Raw genomic sequence first — 18,248 nt, 5'->3', positions numbered from 1 at the left:
CCTCAAGTCGCTGCAGCGGGGTCTGGGGGGCGTCCTCCGGGCGATGCAGCATTGCGATGCCGGCCGCGGCTTTGGTGGCCGCGGTGAGCTTCTGGATCGTGAACCTGGCGTTCGTCTAGCGGGAGCGGGCTTCCTGCTGGGGGTCCGGGGGTCGTCCCCCGGGCGATGCAGCATTGCGATGCCGGCCGCGGCCCTGGTGGCCGCGGTGAGCTTCTGGATCGTGAACCTGGCGTTCGTCTAGCGCGCAGAACGAGAGCGGGCCGGCTCCCCCCACCCAGGGGGAGCCGGCCCTTTCTTTCTTTCGCCTTGCGGTGGCACCGCCATGCAGCACCGCAGGACGTTTACGACATCTCTTTAGCCGAAGCGGCCGGAGATGTAGTCCTCGGTCGCCTGCACGGACGGGTTCGAGAAGATCCGGTCCGTGTCGTCGATCTCGACGAGCTTGCCGGGCTGGCCGACCGCCGCGAGGTTGAAGAAGGCGGTGCGGTCCGAGACGCGGGCCGCCTGCTGCATGTTGTGCGTCACGATGACGATCGTGAAGCGCTCCTTGAGCTCGCCGATCAGGTCCTCGATGGCGAGGGTGGAGATCGGGTCGAGGGCCGAGCAGGGCTCGTCCATCAGCAGGACCTGCGGCTCGACCGCGATGGCGCGGGCGATGCACAGGCGCTGCTGCTGACCGCCGGAGAGGCCGGAGCCCGGCTTGTTCAGGCGGTCCTTGACCTCGTTCCACAGGTTGGCGCCCTGGAGGGACTTCTCCACGATGTCCGTGAGCTCGGACTTCTTGAAGGTGCCGTTGAGGCGCAGGCCCGCCGCCACGTTGTCGAAGATCGACATGGTGGGGAAGGGGTTCGGACGCTGGAAGACCATGCCGACCGTGCGGCGGACCGCGACCGGGTCCACGCCGGGGCCGTACAGGTTCTCGTCGTCCAGGAGCACCTTGCCCTCGACGCGGCCACCGGGGGTGACCTCGTGCATGCGGTTGAGGGTGCGCAGGAAGGTGGACTTGCCGCAGCCGGACGGGCCGATGAAGGCGGTCACGGAGCGGGGCTCCACGGTCATCGAGATGTCATCGATGGCCTTGTGGGCGCCGTAGAAGGCGGACAGTCCGCTGACGTCGATTCGCTTTGCCATGAGGGGTCACTTCGCTTTCATGAGTCGCGTCAGCGACCGGTCTTCGGGGCCTTCCAGCGGGCTATGCCGCGGGCCACCAGATTGAGGATCATGACGAAGGCGATCAGGACGAGCGCCGCTGCCCATGCCCGGTCGTAGGAGGCTTCACTGCCGACCTTGTACTGCTCCCAGATGTAGAGGGGGAGCGAGGACTGGGCGCCTTCGAAGGGGTTGCCGTTGATCAGCTGGGAGCCGAAGACCAGCAGCATGATCGGCGCGGTCTCACCGGCGATGCGGGCTACTGCCAGCATGACACCCGTGGAGATGCCGCCGATGGCGGTGGGGAGCACGACCTTGAGGATCACGCGCCACTTCGGCACCCCGAGGGCCAGGGCGGCCTCGCGCAGCTCGTTCGGGACGAGCTTGAGCATCTCCTCGGTGGAGCGGACCACGACCGGCATCATCAGGATCGACAGGGCCATGGCGCCGGCGAAGCCGGAGGGGCCGAAGCCGAGCATCAGGTTCCAGGTCGTCAGGATGAACAGACCCGCGACGATGGAGGGGATGCCGGTCATGACGTCGACGAAGAAGGTCACGGCCTTGGCGAGCGAGCCCCGGCCGTACTCGACCAGGTAGACGGCGGTCAGCAGGCCGATGGGCGCCGCGATCAGGGTGGCCAGGGCGACCTGCTCGATGGTGCCGAGCAGCGCGTGGTAGACGCCGCCGCCCTGGTCGAAGCTGGTCACGCCGTTCATGGAGTGGCTGAGGAAGTTCCCGTTGAGGAGCTTCACTCCGCGGCTGATCGTGGTCCACATCAGCGACAGCAGCGGGACGACCGCGAGGACGAAGCAGACCCACACGACGGAGGTCGCGACGCGGTCCTTGGCCTGGCGGCGGTTCTCGATCACCGCGCTGGCGGTGTACGTGACGGCGACGAAGAGCAGGGCCGCGATCAGGCCCCACTGGACCTTGCTGTGGAGGTCGAAGGCGACGCCGATGCCGCTGCCGAGGGCGATCGAGAGGACCGCGATGCCGGCCGGGGCCCAGCGCGGCAGGCCGCCTCGGGTGAGGCTGGTGGGGGCGGCGGACTTGCGGGCCCGGACGGGGCGCTGGTCCTGGAGTGCGTGGCTCATCAGGCGTTCGCCCCCGAGAAGTCCTTGCGGCGAGCGATGATCAGACGAGCTGCACCGTTGACCAGCAGGGTGAGCAGGAAGAGGACCAGACCGGAGGCGATCAGCGCGTCCCGGCCGAACTCGTTGGCCTCGTCGAACTTCGCGGCGATGTTCTGCGCGAAGGTGCCGCCGCCCGGGTTCAGGACGTGGAGCGAGATCAGGAAGCTCGGGGAGAGGACGGTCGCGACGGCCATGGTCTCGCCCAGCGCGCGGCCGAGGCCGAGCATCGAGGCGGAGATGACGCCGGAGCGGCCGAAGGGCAGCACCGACATCCGGATGACCTCCCAGCGGGTCGCGCCGAGGGCCAGTGCGGCTTCCTCGTTCATGCGCGGGACCTGGAGGAAGACCTCGCGGCTGACGCTGGTCACGATCGGCAGGATCATGATCGCGAGCAGGATGCCGACGGTGAAGAGCGAGCGGGCGACGCCGACCTGGGTCTTCTCGAAGACGTACGTCCAGCCCAGGAACTCGTCGAGCCAGAGGTTCAGGCCGTTCAGCTGCGGGACGAGGAAGAGCGCGCCCCAGATGCCGTAGATGATCGACGGCACGGCGGCCAGCAGGTCGACCACGTACGCGAGGGGGGCGGCCAGCTTGCGCGGCGCGTAGTGCGAGATGAAGAGGGCGATGCCGACGGCGATCGGAACCGCGATGGCCATCGCGATGATCGAGCTGACGACGGTGCCGAAGAGCAGGACGGCTATGCCGAAGACGGGCGGGTTGGCCGACGCGTTCCAGTCGAAGGTGGTGAGGAAGTTCCCCTCGTTCTTCGACAGGGCGATCGAGGCGCGGTAGGTGAGGAAGGCGGCGATCGACGCCATGATCACCAGGAGCAGGATGCCGGATCCCTTGGAGAGCCCGGCGAAGATCTTGTCACCGGCGCGGCCGGTGGACCCCTCGCTCTTGGAGATGACTGGCGGAGCCGTGTCTATCTGGGTGGGTGTGAAAGCCATGGTCTTTCCGGTCTGTGTGGGGGGCGGGCCCCCTGGCGGCGGTGCACCGGATTCCCCCGGACTTCGTCCGGGGGGCCCCACCGGGTGGAGTGGGGGAGGGTCCCCGGGTGTCGGCTGCCCGGACGGGGGCGGCCGACACCTCGGGGGTCAGGATTTAGCCGAGGGTCTTGATGACTTCGCGGACCTTGGCGTTGATCTCGGCCGGGATCGGCGCGTAGCCGTTCTCGAGGAGGACCTTCTGGCCCGCGTCCGAGGCGGCGTAGTTCAGGAAGGACTTCACGGTCGGGAGCGTCTCGGCCTTGTTGCCCTTGTCGCAGACGACCTCGTACGTGACCAGGACCAGCGGGTAGGCGCCCTCGGCCTTGGTGGTGTAGTCGAGCTTCAGGGCCAGGTCGGAACCGGTGCCGGCGACCTTGGCGGCGGCGATGGCCTTGGAGGCGTTCTCACCGGAGGCCTTGACCGGGGCGGCGGCGCCCGTGTTCAGGTCGACGGTCCTGATGCTCTGCGAGCTGGCGAAGGAGAGCTCGAAGTAGCCGATCGCGCCGTCGACCTGCTTGACCTGCGCGGCGACACCGGCCGAGCCGGAGGCGGCCTGGCCACCCGGAGCGGCCCACTTCTTCGCGGCCTCGTACGGCCAGGCGTCGGGCGCGGTGGCCTTGAGGTACTTGGTGACGTTCTCGGTGGTGCCCGAGTCGTCGGAGCGGTGGAAGGCCTGGATGGCGGTGGAGGGAAGCGTGACGCCCGGGTTCAGCTTCTTGATCGCCTCGTCGTCCCACTTCTTGATCTTGTCGTTGAAGATGTTGGCGATCGTGGCGGCGTCCAGGTTCAGCTTGTCCACGCCGGAGACGTTGAAGCCGAGGGCGACGGGGCCGCCGACCATCGGCAGGTTGATGCCCTGGCCACCGGTGCAGACCTTCTTCGACTCCTCGACCTGCTCCGGCTTCAGCGCCGAGTCGGAGCCGGCGAAACCGACGGTGCCCTGGTTGAAGGCGACGATGCCCTCACCGGAGGAGGAGGACTTGTAGTTGACCTCGACGCCGGAGCAGGCGGCCATGTAGTTCTTGATCCACAGCTCGACCGCGTTCTTCTGCGCGGAGGAACCCGAGGCCAGGAGCTTGCCCTTGGCGTCGTCGCACTTGATGTCGCCCGCGGCGGCCTGCGAGGGCTTCGTCGTGCCGTCCGCCGTCTTGGTGTTGTCGTCCGAGCCGCACGCCGTGAGGACCAGGGCGCCGGACACGACGAGCGCCCCGAGGGCGGAGGCACGAAGCATGTTCTTGCGCTGAAGCTTCACTTTCGGGTGTTCCTTCCAGAAGCCGCCGGCCGCTTTCTGTATCGGGGCGGCGTGCGAAGAGGACTACTACGTCGGTGTGCCCGGTGCGCCGCTCGACTTGCGGGCGCTCGCTCCGTGCACCACCGAAATTAGGCAGAACAGGTGAAGCAGCCGACCGGGGAGAGTGAACGGACGGTGAACCGTGGCGGACGACCCGGTGCGTTCCGACCGGTACGTACACAGCCGTAAGCGTCCGTTATCCCGCCGTTACCGTTGCGTGACCGCCGCGGGCTCCGGGAGCCAGATGTCCTGGAAGGCTGCCCGCGCCGCCTCGACCTCATGGCGCTGGTCCGCGTGCAGCACGCCCAGGGCGTACGCCGTCGCCGGGGCGATGCGCGGGGTGCGGGCCGCCGTCGCCGAGGCCGTGGCGGCCTCGGCCGCGTCGCGGTGGCGGTCCAGGGCCTCGCCCGCGGCCGCCAGCCGGGCCACGTCCCCGCCCAGCGCCTCCCGCGCATAGCGGTGGACCCGCAGCAGGCGGCGTACCTCGTGCCAGAGCCCGTCGTGGTCGCAGTCGTACGGGTGCGCGTGGTCGACCGGCGGTAGCGCCGCGACCGCCGCCGAGAGGCGGTTTTCGGCCACCTCTGCCAGCGGAACCAGGACCTCCGACACCCCGCCCCGGGCCGCGACGAGATTAAGCGGGACCTCCGACGCCAGCACCGCCACCGCGTCCGCCACCGCGTGGAAGCGGGCGGAGCCGAGGGCCTGGAGGGTGGCCGAGTGGGCGCGCGTACGGGCCAGGGTCAGCTGCCGCTCCAGCAGCGCGCCCGCCCGGGCGGAACCCACCGTGAGCGAGCCGGCGCCGCCCCGCGGAGCCGGGACCTCCTGGGCCGCGGACCCCGACAGCCGGTGCAGCGCGTCCATCAGCCGCGCCAGCCTGGCCGCGTACGCGTGCTCGTCGGCCAGCGTCGTCGACAGCCACACCAGCTCGGTGCGCAGCCCGTCCGCCCAGGACGACTCCGTCACCCCCCGGAAGGTGGCCAGCGAGCCGCTGATCCGGCGCGCGGCCCCCCGCAGGCCGCGCGCCGCCTCGCCGCTCTCCGCGGAGTCCGACATGCCCGCCGCGCCCGCGTCGTGCAGGCGCAGCGCGCGCAGGAACGCGGTGGCTTGGGTCGTCAGGTAGACGCCGAGCACGTCACCTGCGGTCGGGTCATGGTTTGGCTGAGCCACGCCGGCGCCTCCGGGCGTCTATGAGCATCTCCTGTACGTGCCGCAGCGGCTGGCCCTCGGAGTCCGTGCTGTGCCGGGTCCATTCGCCGTCCGGTCCCAGGTGCCAGGAGGAGGTGAGGTCGGACATGCCGGTCTCCAGCATCCGGTCCAGTGCCGCGCGGTGGGCCGGGTCGGCGACCCTGACCAGTGCTTCGATACGGCGGTCGAGATTGCGGTGCATCATGTCGGCGCTGCCGATCCACACCTCGGGCTCGCCGCCGTTGCCGAAGGCGAAGACCCGGGAGTGCTCCAGGAAGCGGCCGAGGATCGAGCGGACCCGGACGTTCTCCGAGAGCCCGGGGACTCCGGGGCGTACGGCGCAGATGCCGCGGACCCAGATGTCGACGGGCACGCCCGCCTGGGCGGCCCGGTAGAGCGAGTCGATGAGCGCCTCGTCGACGATCGAGTTCATCTTCAGGCGCACGTACGCGGGCCGGCCGGCCTTGTGGTGGGCGGCCTCCTTGTCGATCCGCGCGATCAGCCCGTCGCGCAGCGAGCGAGGGGCGACGATCAGTCGGCGGTAGGTCTCGCGGCGCGAGTAGCCCGACAGGCGGTTGAAGAGGTCGGAGAGGTCCGCGCCGACCTGCGGGTCGGCGGTGAGCAGGCCGAGGTCCTCGTAGAGCCGGGCGGTCTTGGGGTGGTAGTTGCCGGTGCCCACGTGCGAGTAGCGGCGCAGCGTGTCGCCCTCCTGGCGGACGACGAGCGAGAGCTTGCAGTGGGTCTTGAGGCCGACGAGCCCGTAGACGACGTGGCAGCCGGACTCCTCCAGCTTGCGCGCCCATTTGATGTTGGCCTGCTCGTCGAAGCGGGCCTTGATCTCGACGAGTACGAGGACCTGCTTGCCTGCCTCGGCGGCGTCGATCAGGGCGTCCACGATCGGGGAGTCGCCGGAGGTGCGGTACAGCGTCTGCTTGATCGCGAGGACGTCCGGGTCGGCGGCGGCCTGCTCCAGGAAGGCCTGCACCGAGGTGGAGAAGGAGTCGTACGGGTGGTGCAGCAGGACGTCCCGCTCGCGCAGGGCGGCGAAGATGTCGGGCGCGGACGCGGACTCGACCTCGGCGAGGTCCCGGTGGGTGCCGGCGACGAACTTCGGGAACTTCAGCTCGGGGATGTCCAGCGAGGAGATCCCGAAGAGGGCGGTCAGGTCCAGCGGGCCGGGCAGCGGGTACACCTCGGAGGCGTTGACCTTCAGCTCCTGCACCAGCAGGTCCAGTACGCCGGGGTCGATGGACTCCTCGACCTCCAGGCGCACGGGCGGGCCGAAGCGGCGCCGCATGAGCTCCTTCTCCAGGGCCTGGAGCAGGTTCTCCGCGTCGTCCTCCTCCACCTCGAGGTCCTCGTTGCGGGTTACCCGGAACATGTGGTGCGCGAGCACCTCCATGCCGGGGAACAACTCCTCCAGGTGCGCGGCGATGACGTCCTCCAGCGGGACGTAGCGCTGCGGGGAGGCCTCCAGGAAACGGGAGAGGATCGGCGGGACCTTGACCCGGGCGAAGTGGCGGTGGCCGCTGACCGGGTTGCGTACGACGACGGCCAGGTTCAGGGACAGGCCGGAGATGTACGGGAACGGGTGCGCGGGGTCCACGGCCAGCGGGGTGAGCACCGGGAAGATCTGGTTCCGGAACAGTGTGAAGAGGCGCGCCTGCTCCTTCTCCGTGAGGTCCGGCCAGCGGATGAGGTGGACGCCCTCCTCGGCGAGGGCCGGGGCGACGTCCTGCTGGAAGCAGGCGGCGTGCCGGGCCATGAGCTCGCGCGAGCGGGTCCAGATCAGGTCCAGCACCTCACGGGGGTGCAGGCCGGACGCCGAACGGGTGGCGACACCGGTCGCGATACGCCGTTTGAGGCCGGCCACACGGACCATGAAGAACTCGTCGAGGTTGCTGGCGAAGATCGCCAGGAAGTTCGCGCGCTCCAGCAGGGGCGTGGTGGGGTCCTCGGCGAGCTCCAGCACGCGCTCGTTGAATGCGAGCCAGCTGCGCTCCCGGTCGAGGAACCGGTTCGGCGGGAGCTCGTCGCCGTCCTTGTCCTCGTACGCGTCCAGATCGGCGTCGAGGTCCGGGTCGAGACCGACGTGGGGCCGGTGCGCGGCTATGGACCCCAGGCGCGGGGGGCCGGCGAGCGCGCTGACGGCGGCGGAGGTGTGAGACGGGTGCTGGGCGGGGACCTCGGTGGGGCCTGCGCTGGGCTTGTGGCTCATGACTCCATTCTTCCGCGCACGCGGGAGGACAGGCGCGTCGGACGTGTCGGCCGTCAGTCGGAGTCGGGGCTGCCGGGGCTGCATTCACGGAGCGTCGCAAGCGCGTCTGAATGCGCGGTTAATGGCGTGTGGCTTCCCGGGTCCGGCTGGTGCACTTGCCGGTGCGGTGGCTGCGCGGCGGGGGCGGGTGTCGGGGCCGGTGTGGGTGCCGGTGTGGGTGCCGGTGGTGGGTGCGGGTGGTGGGTGCGGGGGCCGGTGCGGCGCCGTTGCCGGGGCGCTGCCCCGGACCCCGCTCCTCAAACGCCGGAGGGGCTGGGGGTTGCCGGAGGGGATGGAGATCGTCAGCTTTCCGTGCGGTACATCAGGTCCACCTCGTGGGTGGTGAAGCCGAGGCCCTCGTAGACGCGCAGGGCCGCCGGGTTGTCGGCGTCCACGTAGAGCATCGCCGTCGGGAGGCCCCGGGCCGCGAGGTGGCGCAGGCCGATCGCGGTGAGGGCCTTGCCGAGGCCGCCGCCCTGGGCGCCCGGGCGGACACCGAGTACGTAGACCTCGCCGAGCTCGTCCTTCGCATGGACCTTCGTCCAGTGGAAGCCGATCAGCTCGCCGTCGCGCTCGGCGAGGAAGAAGCCGTCCGCGTCGAACCAGGGCTGCGCGATCCGGTCGTTGAGGTCCCGCTGGGTGAGCGCGCCCTGCTCGGGGTGGTGGGCGAAGGCGGCCGCGTTCGCCGCGAGCCAGGCGGTGTCGTCGGAGCCGGGTACGAAGGTGCGGACGGTCACGCCGGGCGGGAGGACCGGCTCGGGCAGCGGGTCGCCCTCGGCCAGCGGGCGGCGCAGCTGGCGCAGTTCGCGGAAGAGGGTCAGGCCGAGCACCTGCGCGAGGTGCCGCGCGGCCGACTTGCCGCCGTGCGCCCATACCCGGATCCGCTTGCCGGAGGCGGCCAGCAGGGCCGAGCCCAGGGCCCGCCCGTGGCCGCGGCCGCGCAGCGCGGGGTGGATGACGAGCTCGGCGGCCGGGGCCTCCACCGGGTCGGTGTCCTCCAGTTGCCCGTATCCGGCGAGCCGCCCGCCCTCGGTGAGCAGGAAGTGCCGGATGCCCTCGCGCGGCCCGCCGCGCAGCTGGAGCCGGCCCTGCTCGGACACGGCGGTGGTGCCGTCCGTCCGGGCCGCGTCCTCGATCAGGGCGAGGACGGCTTCGGCCTGGTCCTCCGTCAGCTCGTCGAGGGTCTCAATCTGCCGTCCCGGCTCCAGGGCCGCTGCTGCGTCAGTCATGTCATGAGCCTAGGCCGTCCGGTTCGGGTCAGGGAGGATCAGCCCGACGCGGGCCCTCCCTGACCCGAACCAGACGGCCTGTGACCGTGCGGGGTGGGCGGTGGAGCGTGGGCGCGGGGTCGGTCCGTCTTCTACGTGTAACCAGCTCGATACCCGTTCCCCCCTGTCGTGCTACGCGCGTTGACAATAGGCTGCGGCGGACCTACCGAGCAGTATCGCTGTCCACAAAGGGGATTAAATGTCAGCGACGCCACAACGGCACCGCCGAGCCCGCCGGTTGACCCTCACCGCCCTCGCCGTCACGGCCGGGGCCGGGGCCATGGTCGCCGCCGCACTCCCGGCCGGAGCCGCGAGTGGTGGCGGTGCCGCCGCCAAGCACCGGACCGTAGACGTGCAGCTGCTGTCCTTCAACGACTTCCACGGCACGCTGGAGCCCCCGCAGGGCTCCTCCGGCACCGTGACCGAGCGTCAGGCCGACGGCACCACCAAAGCCATACCCGCGGGCGGGGTCGAGTACCTCGCGACCAGCCTGCGCGAGGCCCGCAAGGGCCACGAGTACTCCGTCACCGCCGCAGCCGGTGACATGATCGGCGGCAGCCCGATGCTGTCGGGCATCTTCCACGACGAGCCGACCGTCGAGGCGCTCAACAAGCTCGACCTGGACGTCACCAGCGTCGGCAACCACGAGTTCGACGAGGGCAAGGCCGAGCTGCGCCGCATGGTGTACGGCGGCTGCCACCCGGTCGAGGGCTGCTTCGAGTACGGCAAGGAGTTCACGGGCTCCGAGTTCAAGTACCTCGCCGCGAACGTCACGGACGAGAAGACCAAGCGTCCGATGCTGTCGCCCACCTTCATCTGGAAGAAGGGGGACGTGAAGATCGGCTTCATCGGCGTCACCCTGGAGGGCACTCCGGACGTCGTCACCGCCGAGGGCGTCAAGGGCCTGAAGTTCGGCGACGAGGTCGAGACGATCAACAAGTACGCCGCCGAGCTGAACAAGCAGGGCGTGAAGTCGATCGTCGCGCTGATCCACGAGGGCGGTCTGCCCGCGAGCGGCGCCTACAACTACGACTGCGACGTCCCGGGCGCCGGCGCCGGCGTCTCGGGCGCGATCGTGGACATCGCCAAGAACGTGGACCCGAAGGTCGACGCGCTGGTCACCGGCCACACGCACCAGGCCTACTCCTGCAACATCCCCGACCCGGCGGGCAACCCGCGCACGGTGACCTCCGCCGCCTCCTACGGCCGGCTGTTCACGGACACCACCCTCACCTACGACCGCGCGACCAAGGACATCGTCCGTACCCCGGTCACCGCGCCCAAGCCGGTCAACAAGGTCGTCACCCGGGAGCAGCCCAAGGCCCCGGACATGACCGAGCTGGTCGACCGCTGGAAGGCGCTGGCGGCCCCGATCGCCAACCGCCCGCAGGGCTTCATCTCCGCCGACATCCCGGGCCGCGGCCTGGACGCGCCGGAGAAGCCGCTGGGCGACCTGATCGCCGACGCGCAGCTGGAGGCCCTGGCCCCGGCGGACAAGGGCGGCGCGCAGCTGGCCATCATGAACCCGGGCGGCATCCGCGCCGACCTCGCCTACAAGGCGGCGGGCGACGAGGGCGACGGCGTCGTGACGTACGGCGAGTCCTACACGGTCCAGCCGTTCAACAACATGATGAACATCGTGGACCTGACCGGCGCGCAGCTGATCACCGCGCTCCAGCAGCAGGTCACGGGCCCGGTCAACGGGGCCAACCCGAAGATCCTGCAGGTGTCGAAGGGCTTCACGTACACCCTCGACCTGACGAAGACCGGCGCGGACCGCATCGTCGTCGACTCGGTCAAGCTGAACGGTGCGGCGATCGACCCCGCCAAGACCTACCGGGTCGCGATGAACGAGTTCCTCGCGGGCGGCGGTGACGGCTTCACCGTCCTGAAGGAGCACAAGAACAAGCTGGTCGGCCCGTCCGACCTGGACTGCTTCAACGCCTACCTGATGAAGTCCACGGCCGCGACCCCGATCGCCCCGCCGGCGGCGAACCGGATCACGGTCATCAAGTAGTACCGGCGGCACCGCGTCGCACAGTACGCCCGAAGGGGCGGCGGGCCTCGGCCCGCCGCCCCTTCGGCGTTGTCACTTGTGCCAGAACAGGTGGTGGGTCACTCCGCTCGGGCTGGGCACGATGTCGACGTGGAACCGGTCGAGCAGCTCGTCGGGTGATTCCCAGAGCCGCGCCCCGGATCCGAGCTTCACCGGCGAGACCGCCACGTGCAGGGTGTCGACGAGGTCGGCGTCGAGGAACTCCCGGATGGTGGTGGCCCCGCCGCCCAGTCGGACGTCCTTGCCCCGCGCCGCCTCCCGCGCCCGTTCGAGGACGGTGGCCGGGTCGGCGTCGACGAAGTGGAACGTGGTGTCGGAGAGCGTGAACGAGGGACGCTCGTGGTGGGTCATGACGAACACCGGAGTGTGGAACGGGGGCTCGTCGCCCCACCAGCCCTGCCAGTCGAGGTCCTTCCAGGGCCCGCGCTGCGGCCCGAACTTGTTGCGGCCCATGATCTCGGCGCCGATGTTGTTCCGGAAGTCCCGCGTGAAGTAGTCGTCGAGGCCGCGGCTGCCCCCGGGTTCCGTGCGGTTGGGCCAGCTCGCGGTGGCGCCCGCCCAGGCGAACAGCTCTCCGGGATCGGCGTGGCCGAACGGTCTCTCCAGACTCTGGCCCTCACCGGCACCGAATCCGTCGCTGGAGACGTTGAAGTTCTGGACCCTCAGCAGCTGGTTCATGCGTTTCCTCCTGCGCTGTCGACGTCGACAACCATGGAGACTGCCCGGACCGGCCGGACTCATCGCTGCGGACGCGCCCGGGTAACCCGGTCGGCGGGCAGGGCCTGGTGCTGTGACCGGAAAGGTTCACCGGGTCGCGGCGCTCGGCACGGCACCTCGCCGCGTTGTCGGACCGCGCGAGTACGTCCAGTACGAGCCGCGGCCCTCCGCCTCGCGATGCACCGCACCGAACACCGCGCCCCGGCAAACCTTTCCGGCCACAGCACTAGAGGCCGGCCAGGAACTTCCCCACCGCCTCGTGGAACCCCTGCGGGTCCTGGAAGGGCACGAAGTGGTCGCCGTCCAGGGGTGCGTACGAGGTCCCCGGGCGCCGGGTGACCATCGAGGTGGCCACCGCTTGCGGGAGTGCCTCGCTGCGGGTGCCGTGGACGAGCAGCGCGGGGCAGTCGCTCGCGAGCCAGGCTTCCCAGTGGTCTCCGCGGCAGCCTTCGATCGAGTCGAGCTGGTCCTGCGGGTGGAACGGCAGGCGCCAGCCCGACCCGTCGGCGAGCGGGCGCAGCGCCTGCCCGACGATCTGGGCGCCCAGCGGTCCGGCGGCCTCCAGGAGTTCCTCGGGGGTGGCGGCGGTGTAGCGCATGCCGTGGAGGAAGCCGAACCAGTCGGATTCCGCGGGGTGGATCTGCACGGTGGCGTCCACGTCGATGAGCGCGGCGACCCGGTGGGGGTGGGCGGCGGCCAGGTGGACGGCGTTGAGCCCGCCGAGGCTGTAGCCGAGGACGGCCACGGGGGCCTGGAGGCCGAGGTGGTTGAGCAGGGCTACGGCGTCGGCGACGTAGCCCTCGCGGCTGTAGTCGGGGGCCCGGTCGGAATCGCCGTGGCCTCGCTGGTCGGGGGCGATGACCCGCCACTCCTCGCCGAGGGCCTCGGCGAGCCCGGCGAAGGCGGCTCCTTCGGACATGCCGCCGTGCAGGGCGAGCAGCGGTCGGCCGGTGCCGCCGAAGTCCAGGTAGGACAGGGTGCGGTCGTCGATCTTCATCTCGTTGCGCATGGCTTTGCCTCCCGTGGGTCCGTGGATCTTTCCGATGGCTGAAGCGTGCCAGCATTTGGGCAAGCGCGCAATACGTATGTCTAGCGCGCTCGCCCAAGAGGAGGCGGCCGCGGCTACCATCCCCGTATGGGAAATCGCGAGGACCTGCTGGCCGGAGCCCGGCGCTGCCTGGAGGAGAAGGGCTATCTCCGGACGACCGTGCGCGATATCGCCACGGCGTCGAACGTGAGCATGGCCGCGATCGGCTACCACTTCGGATCGCGCGACGCCCTGCTCAACCAGGCGCTCTTCGACGCCATGGCGGAGTGGGCCGCCGGATCGGGACGGCTCCTCGGGCAGGGCGACACCGCCGAGGAGCGCTACGCCGACACCTGGGACCGCAAGATCCGGGACTTCGGCGAGATGCGCTGGCTCTGGACCGCGTCCGTCGAGGCCTTCGTGCACGCCCAGTCCCAGCCGGAGCTGCTCGCGATCCTGGCCGAGGGGCAGCGCCAGAACCGGCGCATGGTGGCCGCCGGCCTGGCCGGGATGCCCGAGGAGGAGGTCGGCGAGGAGGACGTACGGTCCCTGGGCTCGCTGCACATCGCGCTGCTGACGGGGGTGATGGTGCAGTGCCTGACCGACCCGGAGCAGGCCCCGAACGGCCGCGAACTCGCCCAAGGGCTGCGCAGGATGGCGCAGTTGCTGGACGGTTGACGCCTACCGGTGGGTAGTAAATTTGAGGTGTCCACGCCATAATCCGGTCCCATCCACTGGGTCGGCAAAGGGGCGGGCATGGGCATGGACCGACGGGCGTTTCTGGTCGGAGCACTGGCTACGGGCGCTGCCCTCGGGCTCGCGACACCACCCGCCGCGGCCACCGCGCTCGGCACCCAGGACTGGATGGCCGGCCTGTCCGACTCCACCGCCCTCCAGCGGATGACCATCCCCGGCACGCACGACTCCGGCGCCCGCCAGGGCGGGCTCTACGTCGCCTGCCAGAACATCTCGATCGCCGAGCAGCTCGACTCCGGCATCCGCTTCCTGGACGTCCGCTGCCGGGTGACGGGCGGCTCCTTCGCCATCCACCACGGGTCCTTCTACCAGGGCCTGATGTTCGGGGACGTCCTCGTCGCCTGCTGGAACTTCCTCGCCGCGCACCCCTCCGAAACCGTCCTGATGCGCGTCAAGCAGGAGTACTCGACGGACAGCGACGCGACCTTCCGCGCCGTCTTCGACGACTACCTCGATAACCGCGGCTGGCGCCCGCTGTTCCGGATCGCCGACACCCTGCCCTCGCTCGGGCAGGCCCGCGGGAAGGTGGTCCTGCTCGCCGACAACGGCGGACTGCCGGGCCTGCGCTACGGGGACGGGAACGTCTTCGACATCCAGGACGACTGGAACGCCGAGCCCTTCGCCAAGCGCGGCAAGATCGAGAACCACTTCCGCAAGGCCGTCCAGCAGCCCGGCAAGCTCTTCGTGAACTACACCAGCACCTCGGCCTACATGCCGCCGCGCTGGAACTCCGACCGGCTGGGCCCGCAGGTGCACGCCTTCGTGGACGGCGGGGAGATGGCGGGCCGCACCGGGCTCGGGATCGTCCCGATGGACTTCCCGAACACCCGGTCCGGCCTGGTCGCCTCACTGATCCGGCACAACTGACGGCGCTGAAGGCACCGACGGCGCCGACGGCGACTCGGACGGCGGCGGCGTCGGCGCCCCCGGGATGCGGAGCACCGCCTCCGTGCCCGGGCCGCCGTCGGCGGCCGCCCGCAGCTCGGCGCTGCCGCCCGCGCGTGCCACCGTACGGGCCACGATCGACAGGCCGAGCCCGCTGCCGGGCAGTGCGCGGGCCGACGGGGAGCGCCAGAACCGCTCGAAGACGTGCGGGAGCTCCTCGGCCGGGATGCCGGGCCCGTGGTCCCGTACGGTCAGCTCGCCCGCCCGCAGCGTCACCTCGACCGCGCCGCCCGGCGGGCTGAACTTCACCGCGTTGTCCAGGACGTTGACCACCGCCCGCTCCAGCGCGGCCGCCTCGCCCCGTACGTACCAGGACTCCAGGTCCGAGCCGAAGGACAGCTCCGGACCGCGCAGCCGGGCCCGGGACAGCGCCGCCCCGGTGATCTCGTGCAGGGCCACCACCTGGAGCGGGCTCCCGGTCCCGGCATCCGGCCGGGACAGCTCCTGGAGGTCCCCGATCAGCGCGGCGAGCTCCGTCATCTGCGCCTTGACCGAGGCCAGCAGCTCCCGCCGGTCGTCGGGCGGGATGGCCCGGCCGGTCTCCTCGCTGCGAGCGAGGAGCTCGATGTTGGTGCGCAGCGAGGTGAGCGGGGTGCGCAGCTCGTGCCCGGCGTCCGCGATCAGCTGCGCCTGCCGCTCCTGGGAGGAGGCGAGGGCCGCGGTCATCGAGTTGAAGGACCGCGACAGGCGGGCGATCTCGTCGTCGCCCTCGTCGGGGATGCGGACGGTGAGGTCCTCGGTACGGGCGATGTGCTCGACGGCGTCGGTCAGTTCGTCGACGGGCTGCAGTCCCGTACGGGCCACCCACAGGCCGGCCGCGCCCGCGCCGACGACTCCGACGCCGGAGACGAGGAGCAGCACCCAGGCCAGGGTGGACAGCGGCTTGTCGACATCGGCCAGCGGCTTCGCCACGATCAGCGCGGCGGGCAGCTGCTCCACCACGGCGGGTTGGGCGTAGACGCGGACCGCGATCCCGTCGGAGGTGGTCGAGTCGTACAGGGCGGGGCCGCGCCGGCGCTGGGCGACCTCCAGGTCGGTCTTGGTCACCTCCAGGGTGTTCTTGCCGTCGATCCAGCAGTGCCTGCCGTCCGCCAGCACGATCTGGACCTGGGCGCTGAGGTTGTTGGCGGGCCGGTCCGGCACGGCGCCGCCCGGCACGCAGCCGATCTGCCCGTACACCCGGTTGGCCTGGGCCTCCGCGTTGGTGGCGCGCAGCGAGCTGTCGAGCTGGTCGCGCAGCTGGGCCCGGACCATCACCCAGGACACGGCGGCCACCGCCGCGACGGCCACCGCCACCGCGGTCGCCACCAGCAGCGCGAGGCGCGAGCGCAGGGGGAGCGCGCGGAACCTGGCGGCCGGGCTCATTCGGCTCACTCGGGCCCGCTCTCGCCGGCGCGCAGTACGTAGCCCACGCCGCGCACGGTGTGGACCACGCGGGGCTCGCCGCCGGCCTCGGTCTTGCGGCGCAGGTACATCACGTACACGTCCAGGGAGTTGGAGCTGGGCTCGAAGTCGAAGCCCCAGACGGTCTTGAGGATCTGCTCGCGGGTCAGGACCTGGCGCGGGTGCGCCAGGAACATCTCCAGCAGCGTGAACTCGGTGCGCGTCAGCTCCACGGGCCGCCCGCCCCGGGTGACCTCGCGGGTCGCGAGGTCCATGCGCAGGTCCCCGAAGGTCAGCGCGTCCTCGTGGCCGTCCTCGCCGCCGGTCCGCGGGGCGGCGTACGCGCTGCGGCGCAGCAGCGCGCGGACGCGGGCGAAGAGCTCGTCGAGCTCGAACGGCTTGACGAGGTAGTCGTCGGCGCCCGCGTCGAGGCCGGTGACGCGGTCGCCCACGGTGTCCCGGGCGGTGAGCATCAGGATCGGGGTGACGCCGCCGGCGGAGCGCAGCCGGCGGGCCGCCGTCAGACCGTCCATCCGGGGCATCTGGATGTCCAGGACGATCAGGTCGGGGGCGTACGAGGCCACCTTGTCGAGGGCGTCGAGCCCGTCGACGGCGGTCTGCACGTCGTACCCCTCGAAGGCGAGGCTGCGGCGCAGGGCCTCGCGTACGGCGGGCTCGTCGTCGACGACGAGGATGCGCTGCGGGTCGCCTTCGGCGGGATGCATGGGTGGTCCCCCTGGGTGATGGTCCTCGGTGCGGGCGGGCGTCTCCCAGCCTCGCACGACCGGCTAGTACGAGGTGCCGTAGCCGTTGGCGGTGGAGTTTCCGGTGCCGGAGGAGCCGGTGCCGCCGGGGCCGCCCTTGCGGAGGGAGTCCAGGTCGGCCTTGATCGTGTTGACCGGGATGGCGAAGCCGAGGCCGACGCTGCCGGCGGTGGAGCTGCCGTTGGAGGGGGAGTAGATCGCGGAGGGCATGCCCACGATCTCGCCGTTCAAGCTGACGAGGGCGCCGCCGGAGTTGCCCGGGTTGAGGGAGGCGTCGGTCTGGATGGCCTTGTAGGTGGCGGTGTCCGAGCCGGTCTTCCCGTTGAACTGCTTGCCGCCGAAGGAGAAGGGCCAGCCGTCCGTGCCCTGCTGGGGTGACTGGCGCTGCTCGGACTTGTCCACGGTCACCTCGCGGTTCAGCGCCGAGACGATGCCGCTGGTGACCGTGCCGGTGAGGCGGTCGGGGGAGCCGATGGCGACGACCTCGTCGCCGACCTTGACGTTGTCGGAGTTGCCGAACGTGGCGGCCTTGAGGCCGCTCGCGCCCTGGAGCTTGATGAGGGCCAGGTCCTTGTCGGGGTCGGTGCCGACGATCTTGGCCTTGTACTTCTTGCCGTCGCTCATCGTCACCTCGATCTCGGAGGCGCCGTTCACGACGTGGTTGTTGGTGACGATCTCGCCGTCGGAGGTGACGACGATGCCGGAGCCGGTGCCTTGGCCGGAGGCGGTACGGGTGTCGATGCGGACCACGGAGGGGCTGACCTGCTCGGCGACGCCGGAGACGGTGCCGTTGTTGGACTGCGAGACGTTGGTGCCGTTGACGCCGCCGCCGGCGGTGTTCTGGGTGCCCATCAGCTGCTGCACGGCGGCCGCGGTGCCACCTCCGACCACGGCCGCGGCGAGTGCCACGGCGGCCAGCAGCGCGACGGGCCGCTTCGCGCGGGGGGCGGGGGAGGCGGCGTGGGCGGGGCCGTGGGGGGCGGCGCCGGCGCCGGAGCTGACCGCCGCGGGGACGGTCTCGCCCTGGATCACCGGAGGCTGGTGCGCCTCGTGCCAACCGGGCGCGGCGGGCGGGTAGGAGGGCGGCGGCGGGTAGGACCCGGCGGCGGTGTCCTGTGCGAGCCGGTCACGTCCGCGCTGCCAGTCCTCGCCGAAGGGGGCGGGCTGCTGGGGGCGGTGTTCCTGGGGGTACTCGCCTTCGCGGCGGAAGCTCTCGGTCATGGCCACGACTCTGGTCGCCGTTCATGAGAGCTTCCTGAGCCTGGCCTGAGAAGCCCGACAGAACCGCGTATGCCCGATATAAGGCCGAGTCTGTTGCGAGTGCGGCG

At 70.9% G+C, this 18,248-nt stretch carries 16 protein-coding genes; 4 read left to right on the top strand and 12 right to left on the bottom strand.

Annotated elements, in window-relative coordinates:
• The coding region (locus tag ACFV9H_RS30240) for a hypothetical protein (RefSeq protein ID WP_385404369.1) at positions 1 to 241 on the top strand (241 nt) is incomplete at its 5' end.
• Positions 242 to 354: 113 nt separating this feature from the next.
• On the opposite strand, the gene pstB is transcribed toward ACFV9H_RS30240, so the two are convergent.
• The 7 genes from pstB to mshD all read right to left on the bottom strand — a co-directional run bounded on the left by pstB (position 355) and on the right by mshD (position 9,233).
• Complete coding sequence (pstB, locus tag ACFV9H_RS30235) at positions 355 to 1,131, bottom strand: phosphate ABC transporter ATP-binding protein PstB (RefSeq protein WP_385404366.1); 777 nt, start codon at positions 1,129 to 1,131, stop codon at positions 355 to 357.
• Between the two features lie 29 nt (positions 1,132 to 1,160).
• Positions 1,161 to 2,243, bottom strand: a complete 1,083-nt coding sequence (gene pstA / locus ACFV9H_RS30230; protein ID WP_385404363.1) for a phosphate ABC transporter permease PstA — start codon at positions 2,241 to 2,243, stop codon at positions 1,161 to 1,163.
• Positions 2,243 to 3,232, bottom strand: coding sequence for a phosphate ABC transporter permease subunit PstC (gene pstC, locus ACFV9H_RS30225; protein ID WP_385404360.1), 990 nt, complete (start codon positions 3,230 to 3,232; stop codon positions 2,243 to 2,245). Before pstC ends, pstA begins: the two co-directional genes overlap by 1 nt.
• A gap of 154 nt (positions 3,233 to 3,386) precedes the next feature.
• A complete protein-coding gene (gene pstS, locus ACFV9H_RS30220; RefSeq protein ID WP_385404358.1) occupies positions 3,387 to 4,523 on the bottom strand; it encodes a phosphate ABC transporter substrate-binding protein PstS in 1,137 nt (378 codons plus the stop codon).
• 246 nt (positions 4,524 to 4,769) lie between these two features.
• Positions 4,770 to 5,729 (bottom strand): CHAD domain-containing protein, encoded by a 960-nt coding sequence (locus tag ACFV9H_RS30215; protein WP_385404356.1) that lies wholly within the window; start codon positions 5,727 to 5,729, stop codon positions 4,770 to 4,772.
• Positions 5,710 to 7,965 carry an RNA degradosome polyphosphate kinase gene (locus tag ACFV9H_RS30210; RefSeq protein WP_385404355.1) on the bottom strand — a complete coding sequence of 752 codons (2,256 nt, stop codon included), beginning with the start codon at positions 7,963 to 7,965 and terminating at the stop codon, positions 5,710 to 5,712. The genes ACFV9H_RS30215 and ACFV9H_RS30210 overlap by 20 nt, the downstream gene beginning before the upstream one ends.
• A 341-nt stretch (positions 7,966 to 8,306) precedes the next feature.
• On the bottom strand, positions 8,307 to 9,233 hold the full coding sequence (mshD, locus tag ACFV9H_RS30205; RefSeq protein WP_385404353.1) for a mycothiol synthase: 927 nt from the start codon (positions 9,231 to 9,233) through the stop codon (positions 8,307 to 8,309).
• Between the two features lie 238 nt (positions 9,234 to 9,471).
• Here mshD and ACFV9H_RS30200 point away from each other — a divergent pair, with 238 nt between their 5' ends.
• Positions 9,472 to 11,289, top strand: coding sequence for a bifunctional metallophosphatase/5'-nucleotidase (locus ACFV9H_RS30200; RefSeq protein WP_385404350.1), 1,818 nt, complete (start codon positions 9,472 to 9,474; stop codon positions 11,287 to 11,289).
• 72 nt (positions 11,290 to 11,361) lie between these two features.
• Here the strand turns inward: ACFV9H_RS30200 and ACFV9H_RS30195 are convergent, their stop codons facing one another.
• Both ACFV9H_RS30195 and ACFV9H_RS30190 read right to left on the bottom strand, forming a co-directional pair.
• On the bottom strand, positions 11,362 to 12,006 hold the full coding sequence (locus ACFV9H_RS30195; RefSeq protein ID WP_385404347.1) for a dihydrofolate reductase family protein: 645 nt from the start codon (positions 12,004 to 12,006) through the stop codon (positions 11,362 to 11,364).
• Positions 12,007 to 12,271: 265 nt separating this feature from the next.
• Positions 12,272 to 13,054 carry an alpha/beta fold hydrolase gene (locus ACFV9H_RS30190; RefSeq protein ID WP_385404344.1) on the bottom strand — a complete coding sequence of 261 codons (783 nt, stop codon included), beginning with the start codon at positions 13,052 to 13,054 and terminating at the stop codon, positions 12,272 to 12,274.
• Positions 13,055 to 13,180: 126 nt separating this feature from the next.
• Here ACFV9H_RS30190 and ACFV9H_RS30185 point away from each other — a divergent pair, with 126 nt between their 5' ends.
• Together ACFV9H_RS30185 and ACFV9H_RS30180 are read left to right on the top strand one after the other, a co-directional pair.
• Complete coding sequence (locus tag ACFV9H_RS30185; RefSeq protein ID WP_385404342.1) at positions 13,181 to 13,750, top strand: TetR/AcrR family transcriptional regulator; 570 nt, start codon at positions 13,181 to 13,183, stop codon at positions 13,748 to 13,750.
• Positions 13,751 to 13,834: 84 nt separating this feature from the next.
• Positions 13,835 to 14,695, top strand: a complete 861-nt coding sequence (locus ACFV9H_RS30180) for a phosphatidylinositol-specific phospholipase C (RefSeq protein WP_385404375.1) — start codon at positions 13,835 to 13,837, stop codon at positions 14,693 to 14,695.
• Here the strand turns inward: ACFV9H_RS30180 and ACFV9H_RS30175 are convergent.
• From ACFV9H_RS30175 to ACFV9H_RS30165, 3 genes are all read right to left on the bottom strand, one after another.
• Positions 14,675 to 16,138: an ATP-binding protein gene (locus ACFV9H_RS30175; RefSeq protein WP_385404340.1), complete on the bottom strand. Its 1,464-nt coding sequence runs from the start codon at positions 16,136 to 16,138 to the stop codon at positions 14,675 to 14,677. The genes ACFV9H_RS30180 and ACFV9H_RS30175 overlap by 21 nt on opposite strands.
• Positions 16,139 to 16,143: 5 nt before the next feature.
• Positions 16,144 to 16,881 (bottom strand): response regulator transcription factor, encoded by a 738-nt coding sequence (locus tag ACFV9H_RS30170; protein ID WP_385404338.1) that lies wholly within the window; start codon positions 16,879 to 16,881, stop codon positions 16,144 to 16,146.
• 63 nt (positions 16,882 to 16,944) lie between these two features.
• The gene (locus ACFV9H_RS30165) at positions 16,945 to 18,141 is read right to left on the bottom strand and encodes a S1C family serine protease (RefSeq protein ID WP_385404335.1); all 1,197 of its coding nucleotides are present in this window, start codon (positions 18,139 to 18,141) and stop codon (positions 16,945 to 16,947) included.
• Between the last annotated feature and the right edge of the window lie 107 nt (positions 18,142 to 18,248).

The sequence above is a fragment of the Streptomyces sp. NPDC059874 genome (assembly GCF_042731135.1).
Taxonomy (GTDB): Bacteria; Actinomycetota; Actinomycetes; order Streptomycetales; family Streptomycetaceae; genus Streptomyces.
This window is presented reverse-complemented; position numbering and strand designations above follow the sequence as displayed.

Coding starts and splice junctions, on each gene's coding strand:
- mshD (WP_385404353.1), bottom strand. CDS start 9,233: ATGACTGACGCAGCAGCGGCCCTGGAGCCGGGACGGCAGATTGAGACC.
- ACFV9H_RS30180 (WP_385404375.1), top strand. CDS start 13,835: ATGGACCGACGGGCGTTTCTGGTCGGAGCACTGGCTACGGGCGCTGCC.
- pstC (WP_385404360.1), bottom strand. CDS start 3,232: ATGGCTTTCACACCCACCCAGATAGACACGGCTCCGCCAGTCATCTCC.
- ACFV9H_RS30200 (WP_385404350.1), top strand. CDS start 9,472: ATGTCAGCGACGCCACAACGGCACCGCCGAGCCCGCCGGTTGACCCTC.
- ACFV9H_RS30190 (WP_385404344.1), bottom strand. CDS start 13,054: ATGCGCAACGAGATGAAGATCGACGACCGCACCCTGTCCTACCTGGAC.
- pstB (WP_385404366.1), bottom strand. CDS start 1,131: ATGGCAAAGCGAATCGACGTCAGCGGACTGTCCGCCTTCTACGGCGCC.
- ACFV9H_RS30170 (WP_385404338.1), bottom strand. CDS start 16,881: ATGCATCCCGCCGAAGGCGACCCGCAGCGCATCCTCGTCGTCGACGAC.
- ACFV9H_RS30195 (WP_385404347.1), bottom strand. CDS start 12,006: ATGAACCAGCTGCTGAGGGTCCAGAACTTCAACGTCTCCAGCGACGGA.
- ACFV9H_RS30175 (WP_385404340.1), bottom strand. CDS start 16,138: ATGAGCCCGGCCGCCAGGTTCCGCGCGCTCCCCCTGCGCTCGCGCCTC.
- ACFV9H_RS30185 (WP_385404342.1), top strand. CDS start 13,181: ATGGGAAATCGCGAGGACCTGCTGGCCGGAGCCCGGCGCTGCCTGGAG.
- ACFV9H_RS30210 (WP_385404355.1), bottom strand. CDS start 7,965: ATGAGCCACAAGCCCAGCGCAGGCCCCACCGAGGTCCCCGCCCAGCAC.
- ACFV9H_RS30165 (WP_385404335.1), bottom strand. CDS start 18,141: ATGACCGAGAGCTTCCGCCGCGAAGGCGAGTACCCCCAGGAACACCGC.
- pstA (WP_385404363.1), bottom strand. CDS start 2,243: ATGAGCCACGCACTCCAGGACCAGCGCCCCGTCCGGGCCCGCAAGTCC.